Genomic DNA, 15,524 nt, shown 5'->3' with positions numbered 1-15,524 from the left:
CACATTTGATTAAGAATTTAATCCCCCTGACATTGATCAGTATTTACATAAAATGGCTTTTTTTTGAAGCCAAAACGTTTTAAACACTTAAGACTCAATCAAAACAACGATAAGTTTCGAGGATGTTATGCAACGCTTTGCCTATGGATGCGGCATTTTTTTTAGTCTTTTGAGTTATAGCAGCATCATTTCTGCCCAATTTGTCACGTGGAATGAAAACATTCCGAGCAGTCTGGCATTATTTCAACAAAACCCCCAACAACTGGCGGATTTGGCTCAAAACAATATTTTAATTTATGCACAACCTTATACCAAAACCAATGTACCTACCCAAAAGAAAAACCCTCAACCGACCGTTCAGTTTGTCAGTTCAGCCATTATTGTGCCTGTCAGCACACAGGAGGTTGCCAAAGTATTAACCGATTACAATCATTATGTTGGCTTATTCCCTACGTTAAAATCTGCGAAAATTGAAGAAAAAAACGGTAATACCACGCGGGTAAAATATAAAATTCAAATTCCTACCCCCATTCCAGTGCTCAATTTTAACGAAGATATTTCCATGCAACATCAAATAGGAAATAACAGTATTGCCAGTTTGATTACCGATGCACCTGTACCCTATGGCCTAGGAAAATTTGAATGGTTTAGTTTAGGCCCACAAAAAACGCTGATTACCTTGACGCAATGGGGCGATCTGAATCAGATCAATGGTTTTCTACTTCGCAAGATTTTGTCTGCTGTACCTGATGCAAAACTCGGTATCCCGATTGGCAGTAATGCTTTTATACTTGAGTCTTTACAACGTAAATGGACAAAAACTCAAACCACGGCACTTGATGCGAATCAATTACCGCCGTTACAACTGACGAGCAATCAAATTAGAAAAATAAGTGAAATAAGCCGAAGTACGGGATATCCAGTGTCTTTTATTCAACCTGCGTCCTCGATACCTTATCCTCAAGGACGTGAAACAATGCGTTTCACCACAACATATCAGTATTACGCAAAAACACCGCAGCAACTGCAAAACTGGCTCAATCCTGTGTCTTTTCAAAGTTTATTTCCAAGACAAATTAAAAAAGTGGAATTGAGCTCTCCTGCCCCCCAATTACAGGACGCTCATTTTCGGGTTTCGGTAGGATTAGGGGTTATTAATATTCCATTTGATTTTAAAATGCGTTTTAACCATATCGACTCCAATCAATCACAATATAATGCCATTGGTGGTGATTTACGCTTTGTTAAAGGAGGGATGCAATTACTGCCACAGAATAATGGCACACTATTTAAAATGACCAGTGCCGCCAAAATTGATGAAAAAGCGCCGTTTTTATTACGCGCAATGCGTAGCTTGCCTTATCACGATATGTTGCCCGCAGCCAGTGGCAATGCGGTCTTTAGTCTAAAAATTAAAGAGAAAATGAAATAATTTTGTAAGAAATGCCATTTATGATAGGCACAAAAAAACCACTTAAAAAGTGGTTTAATTTAACTCATATTGAGTTCAAGTTGGTGCGCTCAGAGAGATTCGAACTCCCGACCCCTTAGTTCGTAGCCAAGTGCTCTATCCAGCTGAGCTATGAGCGCGTACTTGATGGAGCGCATTATACGCATTTTTTTTGCATTGATAAGTCTTTTTTCACAAAACTGTCACCAAACGTTTAGTTATTAGGCATTATTTTAAAATTTATACTGATGAAAGATTATCCTATCATTCTGAGTTCATGATTTATGCTTGGAAGATGAGTTTGATCGATAGGCAAACAAATTGTAAATATGGTCCCTTCGTCCTTTTGCGTTGTCACTTGTACATTTCCACGATTTTTTTCAATGAACTGTAAACACAGCAAGAGTCCTAAACCAGATCCTTTTTCGCCATCCGTACCTTTTTCACTGCGAATCTGCTTTCTCTGGTTAAAGTTTTGAAATGATTCATCTGACATACCAACACCTGTATCACGGACGGTAATTTCGACTTGTCCATTTTGGGTTAAGGCTGATATATAAATTTGACCACCATTCGGTGTAAATTTGAGGGCATTGGAAATAAGATTCTGAAATACCGAAAGCATCATGTTTAAATCGACAAAGCAATATAAATCCTTTTCGATATTACATTCGATCTGAATACTTTTTTTCTGTGCAACTGCCTGAAGAATTTCACAAACATCTGACATCAGTTCTGCCATATTGACAGATTGCGGGTTATAAACAATTGCGCCACCTTCCGACATCGCCCACTGCAATAAATTTTCCAGAAGCTTAAACGTCGCTTGGGCTGTACTGCGCAAATAACCTGCAATATCACGAATGCCCTGTTCATCCAGTGTTTCGATTTCTGTCTCTAATACATCAGAGAAGCCTAAGATGCCATGAAATGGTGCGCGTAAGTCATGAGCAATAATGGAAAAAAACTTATCTTTACTTGCATTTAAGTATTCTAATTCTTTATTTTTTTGCTGTATTTCAAAATTGGATTTACGCAGCTCAAACTGTTGGACGACTTGAGCTGCTAATACAGCAAGTGCCTGACACTGATCAGAAGTTAATTGACGTGGTTTAGAATCAAGAACACACAAGGTACCCAGATTAAAACCATCATAGGTTTTTAATGGCGCGCCTGCATAAAAACGAATCCCGAGATCACTTTTTACTGTTGGATTATCATGGAATCTTTCATCAAGCAAAGTATCTTCTATAATAAAGATGTCCTGCTGCAAAATCGCATGGCTACAAATACTGTATTTTCGCTCAACTTCTCCACGCGGTACGCCATAAGAGGATTTAAACCAACTGCGGCTTTCATCGATCAAACTAATAATAGAAACTGGTGCCTCACAAATTTTTGACGCCAACAAAACAAGATCATCTAGACATTGTTCAGCCATGGTATCCAAAATCTGATACTCATTTAAGGCATGCATCCGTCCCAATTCATTTTCAGGCAGTTTTGCTTCAATCATTTTAAGTCTCAGTTATGATCTAGTTCGGTTTTAAAAAAAGCTTAAAACAACTACTATAGTTTGTAACAACCCACCTATAATTATGTATTATTATTGATAATACAACGATTTATACACGCGTCATATGTATAAAATGCGTAATTAAGATAAATGGTGTATACATTTCCCGTATAAATATATCTACGTTTGAACAATTCTATATTTAATGCATTGAAGTTAAGCGTGTAAGTTTTTATCTTTTTAACGCGTTATGATGCGGTTTTACGATGATTGATATAAACGGCTAGAAATAGAAACAGAGAGTCCTTATGGATCTTTCACATTTGCAAATTGATAACCATCCCGTATTTCATGCATTCATAGCTTGATATCTTGTTTTAACTATTTCATCTTGTTGCGACAACATCAAATCATTTCCAAGCAAGTAAATTCTCACAATCCTTTAAAGATTTTCGAGCTTGTTGTTGCTCAGCTAATTTTAAATCCTGAAACTCAGAAAAGACCAGACGCGCAAATCGTGTTTTAAAAGTGGGCTTATGCAATGCGTAATCTGGATAAGAGTGTTTTTGCACTTTTTCCATTTCCATGAAAATCTGATCTTTTTCTGTTAAATCATCTTTTTGAATCACCAAGCAGAATAATGCGCGATAATCTTCATATTGGGCTGGCGAAGGCTGCCAAATTTTATACGCAATCAAACTCAGAACGGAAATGGACAAGACGATTAAGATAAGTTTAATCAATGACATGAAATAAATAACAGATCAATTTTATCGATATTATAAAACAAAAAAACCGCAATTAAGCGGTTGATTGTTTAAGTTGGTGCGCTCAGAGAGATTCGAACTCCCGACCCCTTAGTTCGTAGCCAAGTGCTCTATCCAGCTGAGCTATGAGCGCATTACTTGTGTGCCTATAATAAAGGCTTCGTTAATTTCGAATACTTGTTAAATTGGTGCGCTCAGAGAGATTCGAACTCCCGACCCCTTAGTTCGTAGCCAAGTGCTCTATCCAGCTGAGCTATGAGCGCATCGTAAGTATTCGTTGGCGGTGAGAGAGGGATTCGAACCCTTAATTTTGATTTTATTTTCTACATATAAACCAATTATTTATTGATATTTTTTAGCTAAAAATCATGAATATGGGAATTTTATAGGGAGTATCTCAATAAAATCATTTTTTTGATTTCGTCAAGTTATTTTTATATTTATCAATACTTTTTTGTTTAATTGACCATTTTGACAGAAAAATTTTAATAATCAGTTTGTTTGATTGGTTCCGAGTAATAGAGTAATAAATAAAAAAAAGTGCTTATAAAAATAAGCACTTACTTTTTGATTGGGTTGTAATTTTTAGGTAATTTTCAAGTCATAAATATTACTGGTTGATATAGTTGTTTATTTTGGTGAGGTAGTCGGGCATATCATCTGCAATGAGTTTGCCATAGTGTTTGTAAATCATGGATGTATCTGTATGCCCAAGCTGATCTGCAATCCATTCTGGAGGAACTTGGCCACTGGATAATAGTTGGCTGGCGAATGTATGGCGTCCTTGGTTGACTCCTCTTTTTCGGACATTGGTTTTACGTAGATGTTTGTTCCATCTGTAGCAGAGCTCGTGGTATTTAAAGTGGTTATTTTGTTCATGGTTGATCCATACGAAGCGGACTTGTTCTTTTTTATAAGTTTGGTTGTCACGTTGTAATACGTTAATGATTCTAGGGCTGTAGTGACCTGTAATTTTATGTTGTTTACGCAATGCATCTATTGCAGGTTTTAGCAATTTCAACTCTCGTTTTCTACGACGATTTTTGGTGACTCGGTAAATATTTTTGACGAACGAGCGATTGATATAAATAAGACCTTTATCTAGATCTATGTCTTCCCATGCGATGGGAAGCTGCTCTGAAATAGAGAGACCTGTCCACATAATACATGGAAGTAAATTTTCGATATCTAGATCGGTGGAAGTATTTAGGATCAATGCTATTTCAGTTTTTGTAAATGGATCAGGTTCAGGACCATCTAGCTGTTGAATATTAATGGATTCAAATGGGTTATACGAAATCTGGTGCTCGTGTCGCCAGATGGCATGGATAGTGGCCAGGCGTGTGACCACTTCTCGGATCGTTTTTGGATTTAGGGTTTCTTTGAGTTTGTGAATCCATTTTTTTACTGAAACGGTATCTACATCTTTGGGGTGAGTTTTGCCCCATCGTGGTAAGACATGGAGATTAATTTTACTGAGATAGTTGTCGTATGTGATTGGAGCAACTTCTTTAACAGCCATAGTTTGCCAAACTTTTGCATAGTATGCGATTTGATTTTTTTTGATGTGTTTTGAGTTTGGGAAGTGTTTTCCCAAGTCGAATTGGTCGAGTTGGATCTCAAGTTTAATGAGATCCGCCAGTTTTTTTGCACGTTCTATATTTTCTGGTGTATGTGCCCAGTCGAGGGTTTCTTTGATGGGTGTTTCTGTTGATTTGGTTTTTATCCAAATCCGCATGGATTTACCACGTATTTCGAGTCCTGCAGACATGATTTTACCTACATTTAAGTATTTTAAAGTATTGGGGATATTTTATGCGGTTGCACCTCCAAGTGGAGGTGCTTTTGAGGTGATTAAAAGGTGTGGAATTATATAAACGGAAGCTCTTCGTTTTCGCTTATATTATGTCGTTCTTCAAATTCATTTTGCAGTGAAATTCGAAGATATGGTTCATCTGTTCTCTGCAGTAACCAACCTAAGTCATAATCGTCCATGTCCTTGATCGCCCAACCTTTATATTTTCCATAGAATATGTGGGTTGGGTATCTAGCCAGTTCTGAAAATTCCCATAACTCCTCTAAACTGGTGATATTCTTTTCACAAATAATACGTGCAACCAGTGAGAATGTAGTTTTACAATCCGTTAATGCTGAATGTGCATTGCGTAGGCCACGTCTTGTCGCTTTGCGATCGGAACTAATGTGGTAAGCCAATGCCGTTAAATTATGCGCTTCCAATGTTGGCCATATATATCGCGCCATTGCCAATGTACAAATTGCTTTGATGCCATTGGTTTCTGTCCCTGCACGATTGATGGCTGCAATGTCATAGTCAATATTGTGACCAATTAAGTATTTAACATCATCTTTTGGCATTTGAAACTTAGTAAATGATGGGCATTTGACCAAGTCTTCATCGACTATATGATGAACTGCCATTGCACCTAAGCCGATCGGCTCACTTGGCTTAAAGCGTTTTTGGTACTCAAACATAGTAGGTAAAAATTCCTTTCTGCCAGATAACTCCCAAAAATATGCTTCCATCGCAGCTGCTTCGATAATATCGCCATGTAATTTGTGGGTTTCAGTGTCGAAAATCAGGGCTGTCATTAGCTTTGCTCCTGTGTATCAATAATATTTAAAATTGCACTCTCAGCAGCAGTGTAATGATCAAACCAAGTTGAAGGTTTGCCAGTTTCGTTGTACACAGTAGATGTTTTTTCATCACACATAGCATCACTAGCATTGGAAATAACTTCACGGATGTCTCTAATTTTCACCAGAACAAAATCTTTTGGTATTACATTTGCTTTAGCAGATTGCCAAAACTGCCAAAGTTGATGCGCCTGTGTTTTCATCCAAAATATTTCATTTTCGTTATTCACAGCATAAGCAAATGGATCTGAATTGGTATATGAGTTTGCCCAACATGCAACAACATGCGTTTTCAGTGCTTCGGCTTTGAATAATTCAATTTCAGCTCTTAATTCTTGTTTGACTTCTTCAATGATCATCACGCCACCTGCTCGATATTTTTATAAGTTTGGATTGCTTCATTGACCTTTTTGATGCCCTCTAATCCGCTATTTCGAATGACTTTTTTGACAAAGTTAAATTCTTTTAAGCATTCATAGTTGGTAAAACCTGTGACGCATGTGAGTTTTGCATCACTGCGAACTCGTTCGTAACCTTCAGGAACTTCTGCCAGTAGGAGATCATTTAGTTCTTCGTTGATTCCTTTCCATCTTGTTTTAAGCCCATGACCACGATCTACTTTCAATTTACTGCCGAATTTGAACTCATTGAATGGCATTTTTTCCATTTCAAATTCAACAGAAACTGTCATTTCGTCTTCTGATTCGTGGTTTAAATAATAACTGTCAACTTCGAGATGCCATTCCTGTTCCAAAGGTATGAGGATATTTTTCAGGCAAATGATAAGGTCACCGTGGTAAACCGAGTAAGCAACATGCTCTGGTGTTTGTTCTGCATCTTGTAAGCCAGTTTCTGCACGGTATTTATCAATCACCGTGTTTACTTCATCTACACAAAAAGACATGCTCAATGTATATGGTCCAGCAGCTGCAGCTTGTTGTTTTTGACGTTGGATTTGGACACTTTTTTTCACAGACTTAGAAGGTTTATTTCGAAAGCCATTTAATCCAACAAATTTATCAGCACGAAATGATTGATGAATCATTGATTTTCTCCAACAAAATAAATAAATGTAGATGCGATAATTGAAACAATCGCATTGATGAACATTGCATTTTTAAAGTTAAAGCTCATGCTGTATGTTCCTGGTCTTCTTCACGTTTTTCTTGAATGCACTCTTCCAGATATTGAATGCATTCAGATTTGGAATTAAATGGACCTTGCCAACAGTCGCCAAAGTGAATATCCCATTCGTTGAATTCTTTCAAAATCTGTACAGTGCCAAAAAATGGAACATCATCTGCAAACCAATTTTCATTGTCATCTGTGCCAAATTTAATTTTGGAATTTTGAGCGATCACTTCAGCCTTATAAATTTCTTCCGCATGTTTTATCAGATTAGCTACTGGTGTGCCTTTCATAAACCATGTTTGACCGATCATGCAGTGATTATCGAGCGTTAAAGACTGAATTGAGTTCAGAAATGTTAGCCAACAAATTTGAGTTGTATAGTCGTCATAACATTCAAGATCTTCGTTCCAGATAAAATCTTTTAAGTCATTACCCATTATTGATTCAAATTTCAGATGTAATTCTGTTTTCTCTGACATGGTTTATCCCTCCAAGCCTTGTTCTTTACGTGCTTTTTGTTCTTCCTCATCATGTATTGCTTCTGCGATTTTTATGGCTTTTTCGGCTGCATCAACCATGTTTTTGGCTAAAATCCATTGAAGTCTAAAATAGCCACCTAGACTATTAGATCTATATTTACCGTTTTCATCGAACTTGAAGTTATATGGCATCCTAGTTTCGAGTTTAATTAAAAATTCAAATTCACCGCATTGATTGACAATATCTTCCGCAACTTCCCCTGCGTAATCTTCGATATCATCATTTTCTTTAATTTCTACCAATGTCGATTCAAGGTTTGGACACTGTTTTTTTAAATCCTCATTTTGCCAATCTTCAAAGGCATCACTCAAAAATTCTTGGAAACTATCAGATACTTGTGTCGAGTTTGAAGCCAATAATGTTGGAATATGTAAAATCGTTTCAAAAAAAACATTTGAATTCCACATGTCCTGAATTAGGTTACGTGGAAATTTTGAAATTTCTGCTTCTGCATTTTGTACGTTAGAATCATGTTGCATTGTTTAGTCCTCTGACTGGGTGATGTAGCACATACGGAAGTGGCAGCTTTCGTATGTGCGCCTTTAATTAATGTTTCGAATTTGATTTAAAAATATCTGATTTTTCACCAAATACTTCGTCAAACATATCTTTCAAACTGTTGCCTTTTGAATTTACTTTGTGAACATGTACCTCAACCGCTGCATCGGATAATGCCTCGAATAATCCTTTTAAACCTTTGATCAGTTCCGATGGATCTGGACGCTTTGGTCGTTCTGGAAATTCAGGAAGGTTCAACTGATTGTAAAAATCTTCTACATACGCCCACTGATGAATTTGGCGAACATTGATATTTCCATGTTGGGTATGCCAAGCATCGTGTTTATTGCAATATTCCGCACTGATGATGTCTTTATCTTTAAACACAACTATTAAAGGTTTATTGGCAATTGGTAGATCGTCTACTGAGTAAAAAATCTTCTGATACGCTGGAATTGCCTCAATTTGGACTGTAAATGTTGGTGAATTGGATTCAGCTAAAATTGCATATGCAAAGTTGTAAACACTGTCCAAAAATGAACCATTTTGGCTACCAACACCTTTTGGATAACCAATTTGTTTTAATAGCTCTTTACGTTCAATTGAGCCGTGATTGACCAAACGTGTAGCTAAATAATTGGCAACTTCACTAGATACTGGCAAAGTGGCTTTCATACATGATGGTGTAGAAATATGTAGTTGATACATGGCTTGATTCATGGTTTTTTCCTTTAAAGAATGGGATTAATCCCGTTGTGATGTTGGTTTTTCAAAGACCCAACACCGTTTTGATTTACCATCGATTTTACTTGCCACCATTTTGTTGGCTTCGATAAAACGATAATGAACACTGTGACGGAGCGCATGTTGCAGCTCGTCCATATTTGGCAATTGATAGCGATAATCCGCTGCGACTCGATAAAGTTGAGCAAAATTGATCGCGAAATATAGGTGTGATTTAGCGTGATGATTGACGACAGAATCCTTGGTGGCTATAGGTGTAATTGAATTTTCCATCTCCTCCACGGTGTTCCAGAAGTTCTGCACGATGATAGGATCAGACTTGAGCACCTTGTCGCGTTTCTGTGCCATTTCAAATAATTCAGTACGTACTCTCTTTTGAATGTCTTCAGTAACAAGGCTTTTCGCTATACCTTTGGCATCTTTTTCAACTAAGACATGCAGACACAAAGCATCGAATAATGCTAAAAATTGAGCGTGGTTATGAATAACACGTGAACTTTTGATGTCGTATTTGTCTTGATGTAAAACTTCATCATACTTTTCCATACCCAAGCGGTAGGCTTCCATGATGGCTTTTTCTTTTTCGACACAGAGTAAAATAAATTGACTGATTTCACTCTGTTCATAACGTTCTAAATTTCGAGATGCATACAAGCCCTTTTTAGACATTTGTTCTTTGCTGAATTTGTACTGAACGATACGTCCCATGACTGCTTCGGTCGATACGATTTCCGCATTTTGGCTGATGATGAGGGTTCCGTTGAATGGTGGTTCGTAAGTTTCATTGCCCCCATTTTTTACCCCTTTTGCACCCAATGAGCCATTGAAGTCGTATAAGGTTTTTAGGAAATTCCAGTCAAACTGTTTTACAGTACCTTTGTCACCTTCACGATCTGACTCGAGTAGAACCACTGGAAGATTAGAAACTTGGCGGAATGTTCGCAATAGGCCTGCCATGGATGTTTTGCTTGGATCAGGGTCAATGCCTTCATAGCCTGGACGTCCAAATAATTTCCATAAAAAAACCAATAGCGTTGACTTACCTGTACCCGGTTCTCCCACCAGCTCCAAAAATGGAAAGGACTTGTGCATACTTTTGATTTGATATGCAAATAAGCTTCCAAAAAAACCTGTCAGTGCAACCATTCCTCTGACATCATATGCATCCAGTAAATCTTTGACCCATGTGTTGTTGTATTCGCTAACTTTACTGTTGATTTCAAGCGGAAATGGCATTCGTGCTTTTAAGCTCAACTTACGTGGAAGTTCGAAATAATCTTCTTTATTGATATTGAAAAGCCGACCGTTTTGTACAGCAAGATCGCCCAACATATAGGTTTGATGGTCTTTGTGATAACCCACATAATTGATTAATTCTACATCCTGAATACCATCGAGCCAGTTATCGAGAAGATGATCAAGTTGGGTACCATTACCCTTATAGACAGCAGGTGTAATCGACATTAGGCGTTTTTTGAACTCTGCTGAAGATGCGAGCTGTCCACCTGTAAAGGTATTCTTTTCCGCTTTTTGTCCCCATGGGCGATCTATTTTAAAGAAATACCAAGATTCATCCGTTTCGTAGCTGTTTTGTTTGTATAAGGGTGTCAGTTTACATTTCATTAAACGTGTGGCATTTGAAGAATATTCAAGTGCAGAATCACGACGTTCAGCATTTGCAAAGTCTTTTTCTTCCTGTGCCCAGTCTTCATTGTCGTTGGCTTCTGATTTGGTGTCTTTCATGTAATCGTCGTATTTTTCCATATCGAGCTTGAACCAGTAGGTTTGATTCTGAAAATCGAAAGGAAAAGACTTGGTACCATGTCGCTTGTAGATAAGTATGCCTTTATCCACAGCTTTTTCTGCGACAAGCAAAGCCCCGTAATATTTATAGGTTTCAAGGTCGGAAAATTTGAGTCGATCTTGTTTGTAGAGATCGTTCCAGTCCTGTTTTTTACGACCGTATGGGGGCAATGCCACTTCACACTCAAAGCCATCGGCTTTGGCAAGTTCGATATTTTTAATAATACCGTCATGCCCTGCTTTGTCGTTGTCAAATGCCCAGACAAGTTTTGGTAATGGCTTTCCAGTTTCTGCACACTTACGTGCAATTTCATTTAAGAAAATAAATGGGTAATTGTTACAAGTTAAAGCTGACAAACTGGTGATGTCGGATAACCAAAGCGCAATAGTGTCAAAAATTCCTTCGGTGATCCAAATCTCTTTGGATTCAATATAGTTGGTGTTTGGAGTGAACCATGCATGACCTTTTGATGACCAAGTCTCTGTATTTTCCATAAAGTATGTTTTATGAAAAACACCTTGGTCATCCAGTACTCGCTCCCACCAACCATATACACCCTCTAGGTCTGTGATGGGAAAGCGCAGTGTGACAGTGGATACTTTAGGATTATATTGAACTCTATTTTCCTGAGAATATAAGCCTTTTAAGGGTTCGAGTGGAAAGCCACGCCCTTCTACTAAATATGCGTTGACTGTACGATTTGGCTCTTCAGGCGTAGGTTCAAAACGTTTTTCCCACTTCTCAAACAAATCTGGAAATAGTTCACGAACATGGTTTTCATGGCCACATTCCTTTTTACGTGGACAGAATACCACCCAAGGATTTTCACTATGTATCCATGCTGACGCTTCTTTATGATTACAGTCAGGACATCTCCCTCGATATTTGTTACCTGATTTGAGTTTGAAGTGATAGTCGTTGATTAGGCGATCTATCACAAGCTCTCTGGTTTCAGGATACATTTCAAACGTCATGTTCTATTCACTGCCTTAAAAATGGTGACGATGGCTTTTAAGTTCTTGTCCTGCAAGTTTTGCAAGTAGTTCCTGTATCCGTTGCTTGGCAAGGTACTCAAGGGTTTCTTCGATACTTTTAAAACCGAGTTCGGTTTGAACTTCCTGTACGATTTCTTTCTCTTTATCGCTTAATGCAATTTGCTGTTTTGGCATTTTTTCAGCTCCGAGAAAGGTGACCTTGTGCGCCTTTGGTTAAGTATTCATCTAGATTAAAATTGTCTATGTCTTCTGCAATGAGTGTTGCTAATGCTTGTTTCATGACAAGCTGACGCAAAATCACACCTGGTGGAAGTCCAGTCAGCTTTGAAACAGCAACGAATAATTGTGATTCGTCATCAGTTAGATTGACATTGAAACGATTGTCACGTTTTTGTTTTAAAGCCATGGGTTAGACCTCTTGTTGTATGTTGTTTTTGCCCAATGCGTAATAACGGGCAATAATGCCTGACTGACTGACACCCGTTTTCTTTCTTTCAGCTTCAATTTGTGCAGCTTCTTCTTTGGAAAGATAAACAACACAACGTACTCTGCCACCGTCTAGCTTTTCAGAACGTGTCGGATTAACAGGTGAATTATTTGTGCTCATACATTATCCTAGCGGTTATAGTGGTATGCTAAGGCACACTATAGCACAAATATTTAACCGTTCAATATTTTTAGGTGAAACTTATGTCCGATAATTTTGACGAGCAGTCAGCCGTCATCGCAGAACGTTTTAAAAATGAAATGTCCAAAAATAAATTTGCTGCGAAAACAACAAGTCGAGAAATAGGCGCGCATGAAAATACGTTGGGCAACTACATTCGTGGAAAAGTACCTGACCAATGGGTTTATTTGGCTAAATTGCACGAAAAAGGGATTGATATTCGCTATGTAATACTGGGCATAGACCCCGACTATGCAGGTTTAACCAGTGAAGAAAGTTTATTATTAAAAGCCTATAGACAGCTTAGTCCTGAAGCTCAAACTGCACTGTTGGGCTTTACCAAAATTATTGCTAAAGATTTGGAGAAATAATGGTACAGGACATTAAAAAGCCCACTTTTTACGGTGGGCTTTTGCATTTTATTCTTCCAGTGAATGCTGGACGATCTTTAATCTTTCCTCTAAATCCATGAGCTTGTAAACCAAGTCATTTTGTTTATAAATGACATCCTTGTTATCACTGCCGATTTCCAGTGAATTTCTCCAAATTCGAATTGAACTTAAAGCCATGTCTAAATTTAATTCGGCATCGTTATCTATATGTTGCATATCTACCCCATTGGCAATTTGATTTAATTGAAATTGCCAAACGGTGACTTCCGTTTGATTCCAAATGGGGCTTGTTATGGTGTGTATGCCATTGAATTTAGGATAAATTAAATCATTAAGCGATTCTTTTAAGGCATGAATATCTATCACTTTATCTAAATGATCAGTTTTTGACAGTTCAGCGAGTAAATCGTTGATTTGATCTGGTGCTATGGATAGATAACCGTGTGCTGTGTCGTGGTTGAACATGATCTGCGAACGGACACAATGGTCAATCATGTTAAAAAACTGCTGACAGAGTAACTGGCTTTTGTCGTTAGATGCCTCGACCCGATCTGCAATGGGGACGTAGGGAATAATGGATTCATTCAGCATTTTCCTTTGCCTCCTTTATCCGTGAGATAAACTGATTTTGCTCAGCTTCGGTAATAGTGCCATGTTCTTCAAAGGTATGAATCACACCTTTGGCGTATTCGTAATAATACGGGTCTTGCTCTGCATCTTGTACGATGTCTTCAAGCCAGTCTAATAAGTTCTGTTTTTCTTTCATGGCTTATTCCCCAATAAATAATAATGAGAATGTAAGCACAAATGTACTGAGAATAATGCTATTAGCAAGTAGGCTTTTGAAGAATTGATGAATTTTGCGTTGTTTGAGGCGTTTTTCATACGCTTCGAGATCATAGACTGGCGTGTGTTCGATGTATTTTTTGTCGAAAGTAGATGCAGATGTACGGACTTGAATTTGTCTTTTCATGACTAAAATTCCTTTTGGTAGGTTTTAAACCCACCACCATCACTTCCTACAGTAATGGTGGCAGACCGACAGGGGTAGGAATACCGCACCAAAAGAAACGGCAAATCGAATACACGATTTCCCTGCCGATCTACCATAATAAGTCTAGCAGATACGACTTTTTTTAAGCAAAAAAAATCCGCTTAGAGCGGTGATTATTTGCCCTTTTGGTTAAAAACAGGTTCCTACGCCTGTACACAGATTTTGCTGTGTAAATACATGTTGCTCTATAGTGTGCTGTTATGTCAATATAGTGATTCATTATTTTTAATAAGAATATGAATATAAAGAGGTTATTGTGGCTGAATTATTTGCTTTTTTGTTTTTTATTTTATTTATTGCAACCATCGTTCTACTAATTAAACCTTCGCTCACTGCTCGAGGTAATAAAGCTGCTTTACCAAGATTGAAAATCTTTATTTATGGTTTACTGGCCAGTTTAGCTGCATTGGTCATGGTAGGTTTAACTGCACCGAAAGTTGATCCCAAAAAACTAGATGTTGAGCAGTTTTCAGATGATCAAGTGAAAGTGACTCAGGAAGATGGGAAAATTGTAGTTACTCCAGTAGAACAGAAAGAGAAAACAAAAGATGAAATTGGTAAAGAAAATACCCCCCCATTTGAACTAACCGATGACCCTAAACAGAATGTAGTCAATGCTCAAGCACATTATGAAAAATTAGCTGAAGAAGATAAACCACACTTTAATTGGCCAAAAGTCGATTATACAAAGGCAGTTGCCAAAGTTGATTTACATAACGATAAGGCAATTATCAAAGCTGTTGGAAAACCTGTTGCAGATCAGGAAAAAGGTACGAACCAAAATGGTGAACCAATGATGAGTTATTGGTTCAACAAAGATTTATCTAACTATTTGCAACTTGATTTAAGCCGTGAGTTTATTGATGTGGCTTGGAATTTTGATGCTAAAGATCAAGCTAAGGCAACTGTAGCATTTATTGATGGTCAACGTATTACCAGAGCTTTGCTAGGTGGTCAGGATGGAAGTGCCTTATACGAGAATATTGTAAAAGGTGGCAAGATTGATGAGCTAAATCTTGAAGATGGTACCGTGATTAAAAATGCTCGATGTGGTCAGTCTATGTGCCGTTATCAGGTGGTGAGATGATGAAAAATTTAATTTTATGTGTATTGCTGGTGAGTGTTCCGAGTTTTTCTTTTGCTGCAAAATACTGTAAAGATTTTAAAACCCACCAAGAAGCACAAGCATATTTCAAAGCAAAAAAACCAGGATATAAAAGCCTAGATCGAGATGGTGATGGCTTTGCTTGTGACTGTTTACCTGGTGGAAATGGGAAAAAATGTCCTAAAGCTAAAAAATAGGAATATAGA

Annotated in this window: 20 protein-coding genes and 3 tRNA genes; 4 read left to right on the top strand and 19 right to left on the bottom strand. The window is 37.7% G+C overall.

Features of this window, described 5'->3' with window-relative positions:
• The first annotated feature begins 127 nt into the window (after positions 1 to 127).
• Complete coding sequence (locus EGS47_RS09935; RefSeq protein WP_005002055.1) at positions 128 to 1,432, top strand: hypothetical protein; 1,305 nt, start codon at positions 128 to 130, stop codon at positions 1,430 to 1,432.
• An 81-nt stretch (positions 1,433 to 1,513) separates the two neighbouring features.
• Here the strand turns inward: EGS47_RS09935 and EGS47_RS09930 are convergent.
• From EGS47_RS09930 to EGS47_RS09855, 16 genes are all read right to left on the bottom strand, one after another.
• A tRNA-Arg gene (locus tag EGS47_RS09930) sits at positions 1,514 to 1,590 on the bottom strand.
• 116 nt (positions 1,591 to 1,706) lie between these two features.
• Positions 1,707 to 2,966, bottom strand: coding sequence for a GAF domain-containing sensor histidine kinase (locus EGS47_RS09925; RefSeq protein ID WP_005002053.1), 1,260 nt, complete (start codon positions 2,964 to 2,966; stop codon positions 1,707 to 1,709).
• Between the two features lie 410 nt (positions 2,967 to 3,376).
• Positions 3,377 to 3,715, bottom strand: a complete 339-nt coding sequence (locus tag EGS47_RS09920) for a hypothetical protein (protein WP_005002051.1) — start codon at positions 3,713 to 3,715, stop codon at positions 3,377 to 3,379.
• A gap of 74 nt (positions 3,716 to 3,789) precedes the next feature.
• A tRNA-Arg gene (locus EGS47_RS09915) sits at positions 3,790 to 3,866 on the bottom strand.
• Between the two features lie 53 nt (positions 3,867 to 3,919).
• Positions 3,920 to 3,996, bottom strand: a tRNA-Arg gene (locus EGS47_RS09910).
• Positions 3,997 to 4,343: 347 nt separating this feature from the next.
• A complete protein-coding gene (locus EGS47_RS09905; RefSeq protein WP_125269609.1) occupies positions 4,344 to 5,504 on the bottom strand; it encodes an Arm DNA-binding domain-containing protein in 1,161 nt (386 codons plus the stop codon).
• A gap of 98 nt (positions 5,505 to 5,602) precedes the next feature.
• Positions 5,603 to 6,343, bottom strand: a complete 741-nt coding sequence (locus EGS47_RS09900; RefSeq protein WP_125269608.1) for a 3'-5' exonuclease — start codon at positions 6,341 to 6,343, stop codon at positions 5,603 to 5,605.
• Positions 6,343 to 6,747, bottom strand: a complete 405-nt coding sequence (locus EGS47_RS09895; protein ID WP_125269607.1) for a hypothetical protein — start codon at positions 6,745 to 6,747, stop codon at positions 6,343 to 6,345. Before EGS47_RS09895 ends, EGS47_RS09900 begins: the two co-directional genes overlap by 1 nt.
• Entirely contained in the window at positions 6,747 to 7,433 is a 687-nt protein-coding gene (locus EGS47_RS09890) for a hypothetical protein (protein ID WP_125269606.1), read from the bottom strand. The genes EGS47_RS09895 and EGS47_RS09890 overlap by 1 nt, the downstream gene beginning before the upstream one ends.
• An 85-nt stretch (positions 7,434 to 7,518) precedes the next feature.
• A complete protein-coding gene (locus tag EGS47_RS09885; RefSeq protein WP_125269605.1) occupies positions 7,519 to 7,998 on the bottom strand; it encodes a hypothetical protein in 480 nt (159 codons plus the stop codon).
• Positions 7,999 to 8,001: 3 nt separating this feature from the next.
• Complete coding sequence (locus tag EGS47_RS09880) at positions 8,002 to 8,538, bottom strand: hypothetical protein (RefSeq protein WP_125269604.1); 537 nt, start codon at positions 8,536 to 8,538, stop codon at positions 8,002 to 8,004.
• 67 nt (positions 8,539 to 8,605) lie between these two features.
• Positions 8,606 to 9,277, bottom strand: a complete 672-nt coding sequence (locus EGS47_RS09875; protein ID WP_125269603.1) for a hypothetical protein — start codon at positions 9,275 to 9,277, stop codon at positions 8,606 to 8,608.
• Between the two features lie 24 nt (positions 9,278 to 9,301).
• A complete protein-coding gene (locus tag EGS47_RS09870) occupies positions 9,302 to 12,079 on the bottom strand; it encodes a toprim domain-containing protein (RefSeq protein ID WP_416376705.1) in 2,778 nt (925 codons plus the stop codon).
• Positions 12,080 to 12,094: 15 nt separating this feature from the next.
• Positions 12,095 to 12,274 (bottom strand): hypothetical protein, encoded by a 180-nt coding sequence (locus EGS47_RS09865; RefSeq protein ID WP_125269602.1) that lies wholly within the window; start codon positions 12,272 to 12,274, stop codon positions 12,095 to 12,097.
• 4 nt (positions 12,275 to 12,278) lie between these two features.
• On the bottom strand, positions 12,279 to 12,506 hold the full coding sequence (locus tag EGS47_RS09860) for a hypothetical protein (RefSeq protein ID WP_005034030.1): 228 nt from the start codon (positions 12,504 to 12,506) through the stop codon (positions 12,279 to 12,281).
• Between the two features lie 3 nt (positions 12,507 to 12,509).
• Positions 12,510 to 12,707 (bottom strand): hypothetical protein, encoded by a 198-nt coding sequence (locus tag EGS47_RS09855; protein ID WP_005034032.1) that lies wholly within the window; start codon positions 12,705 to 12,707, stop codon positions 12,510 to 12,512.
• 83 nt (positions 12,708 to 12,790) lie between these two features.
• On the opposite strand from EGS47_RS09855, the gene EGS47_RS09850 reads away from it, so the two are divergent.
• Positions 12,791 to 13,138, top strand: a complete 348-nt coding sequence (locus EGS47_RS09850; protein ID WP_125269601.1) for a hypothetical protein — start codon at positions 12,791 to 12,793, stop codon at positions 13,136 to 13,138.
• Between the two features lie 48 nt (positions 13,139 to 13,186).
• Here EGS47_RS09850 and EGS47_RS09845 read toward each other — a convergent pair whose 3' ends face one another.
• Genes EGS47_RS09845 through EGS47_RS09835 form a run of 3 tightly spaced genes read right to left on the bottom strand, consistent with a single transcriptional unit; the run spans position 13,187 to position 14,132 of the window.
• Positions 13,187 to 13,750 carry a hypothetical protein gene (locus EGS47_RS09845; RefSeq protein WP_125269600.1) on the bottom strand — a complete coding sequence of 188 codons (564 nt, stop codon included), beginning with the start codon at positions 13,748 to 13,750 and terminating at the stop codon, positions 13,187 to 13,189.
• Entirely contained in the window at positions 13,740 to 13,925 is a 186-nt protein-coding gene (locus tag EGS47_RS09840) for a hypothetical protein (RefSeq protein WP_125269599.1), read from the bottom strand. The genes EGS47_RS09845 and EGS47_RS09840 overlap by 11 nt, the downstream gene beginning before the upstream one ends.
• Positions 13,926 to 13,928: 3 nt before the next feature.
• The gene (locus tag EGS47_RS09835; protein ID WP_125269598.1) at positions 13,929 to 14,132 is read right to left on the bottom strand and encodes a hypothetical protein; all 204 of its coding nucleotides are present in this window, start codon (positions 14,130 to 14,132) and stop codon (positions 13,929 to 13,931) included.
• Positions 14,133 to 14,469: 337 nt separating this feature from the next.
• Between EGS47_RS09835 and EGS47_RS09830 the strand changes: the two genes are divergently transcribed.
• A complete protein-coding gene (locus EGS47_RS09830) occupies positions 14,470 to 15,300 on the top strand; it encodes a hypothetical protein (protein ID WP_125269597.1) in 831 nt (276 codons plus the stop codon).
• Positions 15,300 to 15,515, top strand: coding sequence for an excalibur calcium-binding domain-containing protein (locus EGS47_RS09825; RefSeq protein WP_125269596.1), 216 nt, complete (start codon positions 15,300 to 15,302; stop codon positions 15,513 to 15,515). Before EGS47_RS09830 ends, EGS47_RS09825 begins: the two co-directional genes overlap by 1 nt.
• Positions 15,516 to 15,524: the final 9 nt, after the last annotated feature.

This window comes from Acinetobacter sp. FDAARGOS_515 (genome assembly GCF_003938865.1).
Classification (GTDB): Bacteria; Pseudomonadota; Gammaproteobacteria; order Pseudomonadales; family Moraxellaceae; genus Acinetobacter; species Acinetobacter ursingii.
Note: the sequence above shows the minus strand (reverse complement) of the source record. Positions and strands in the feature narration are given on the sequence as shown.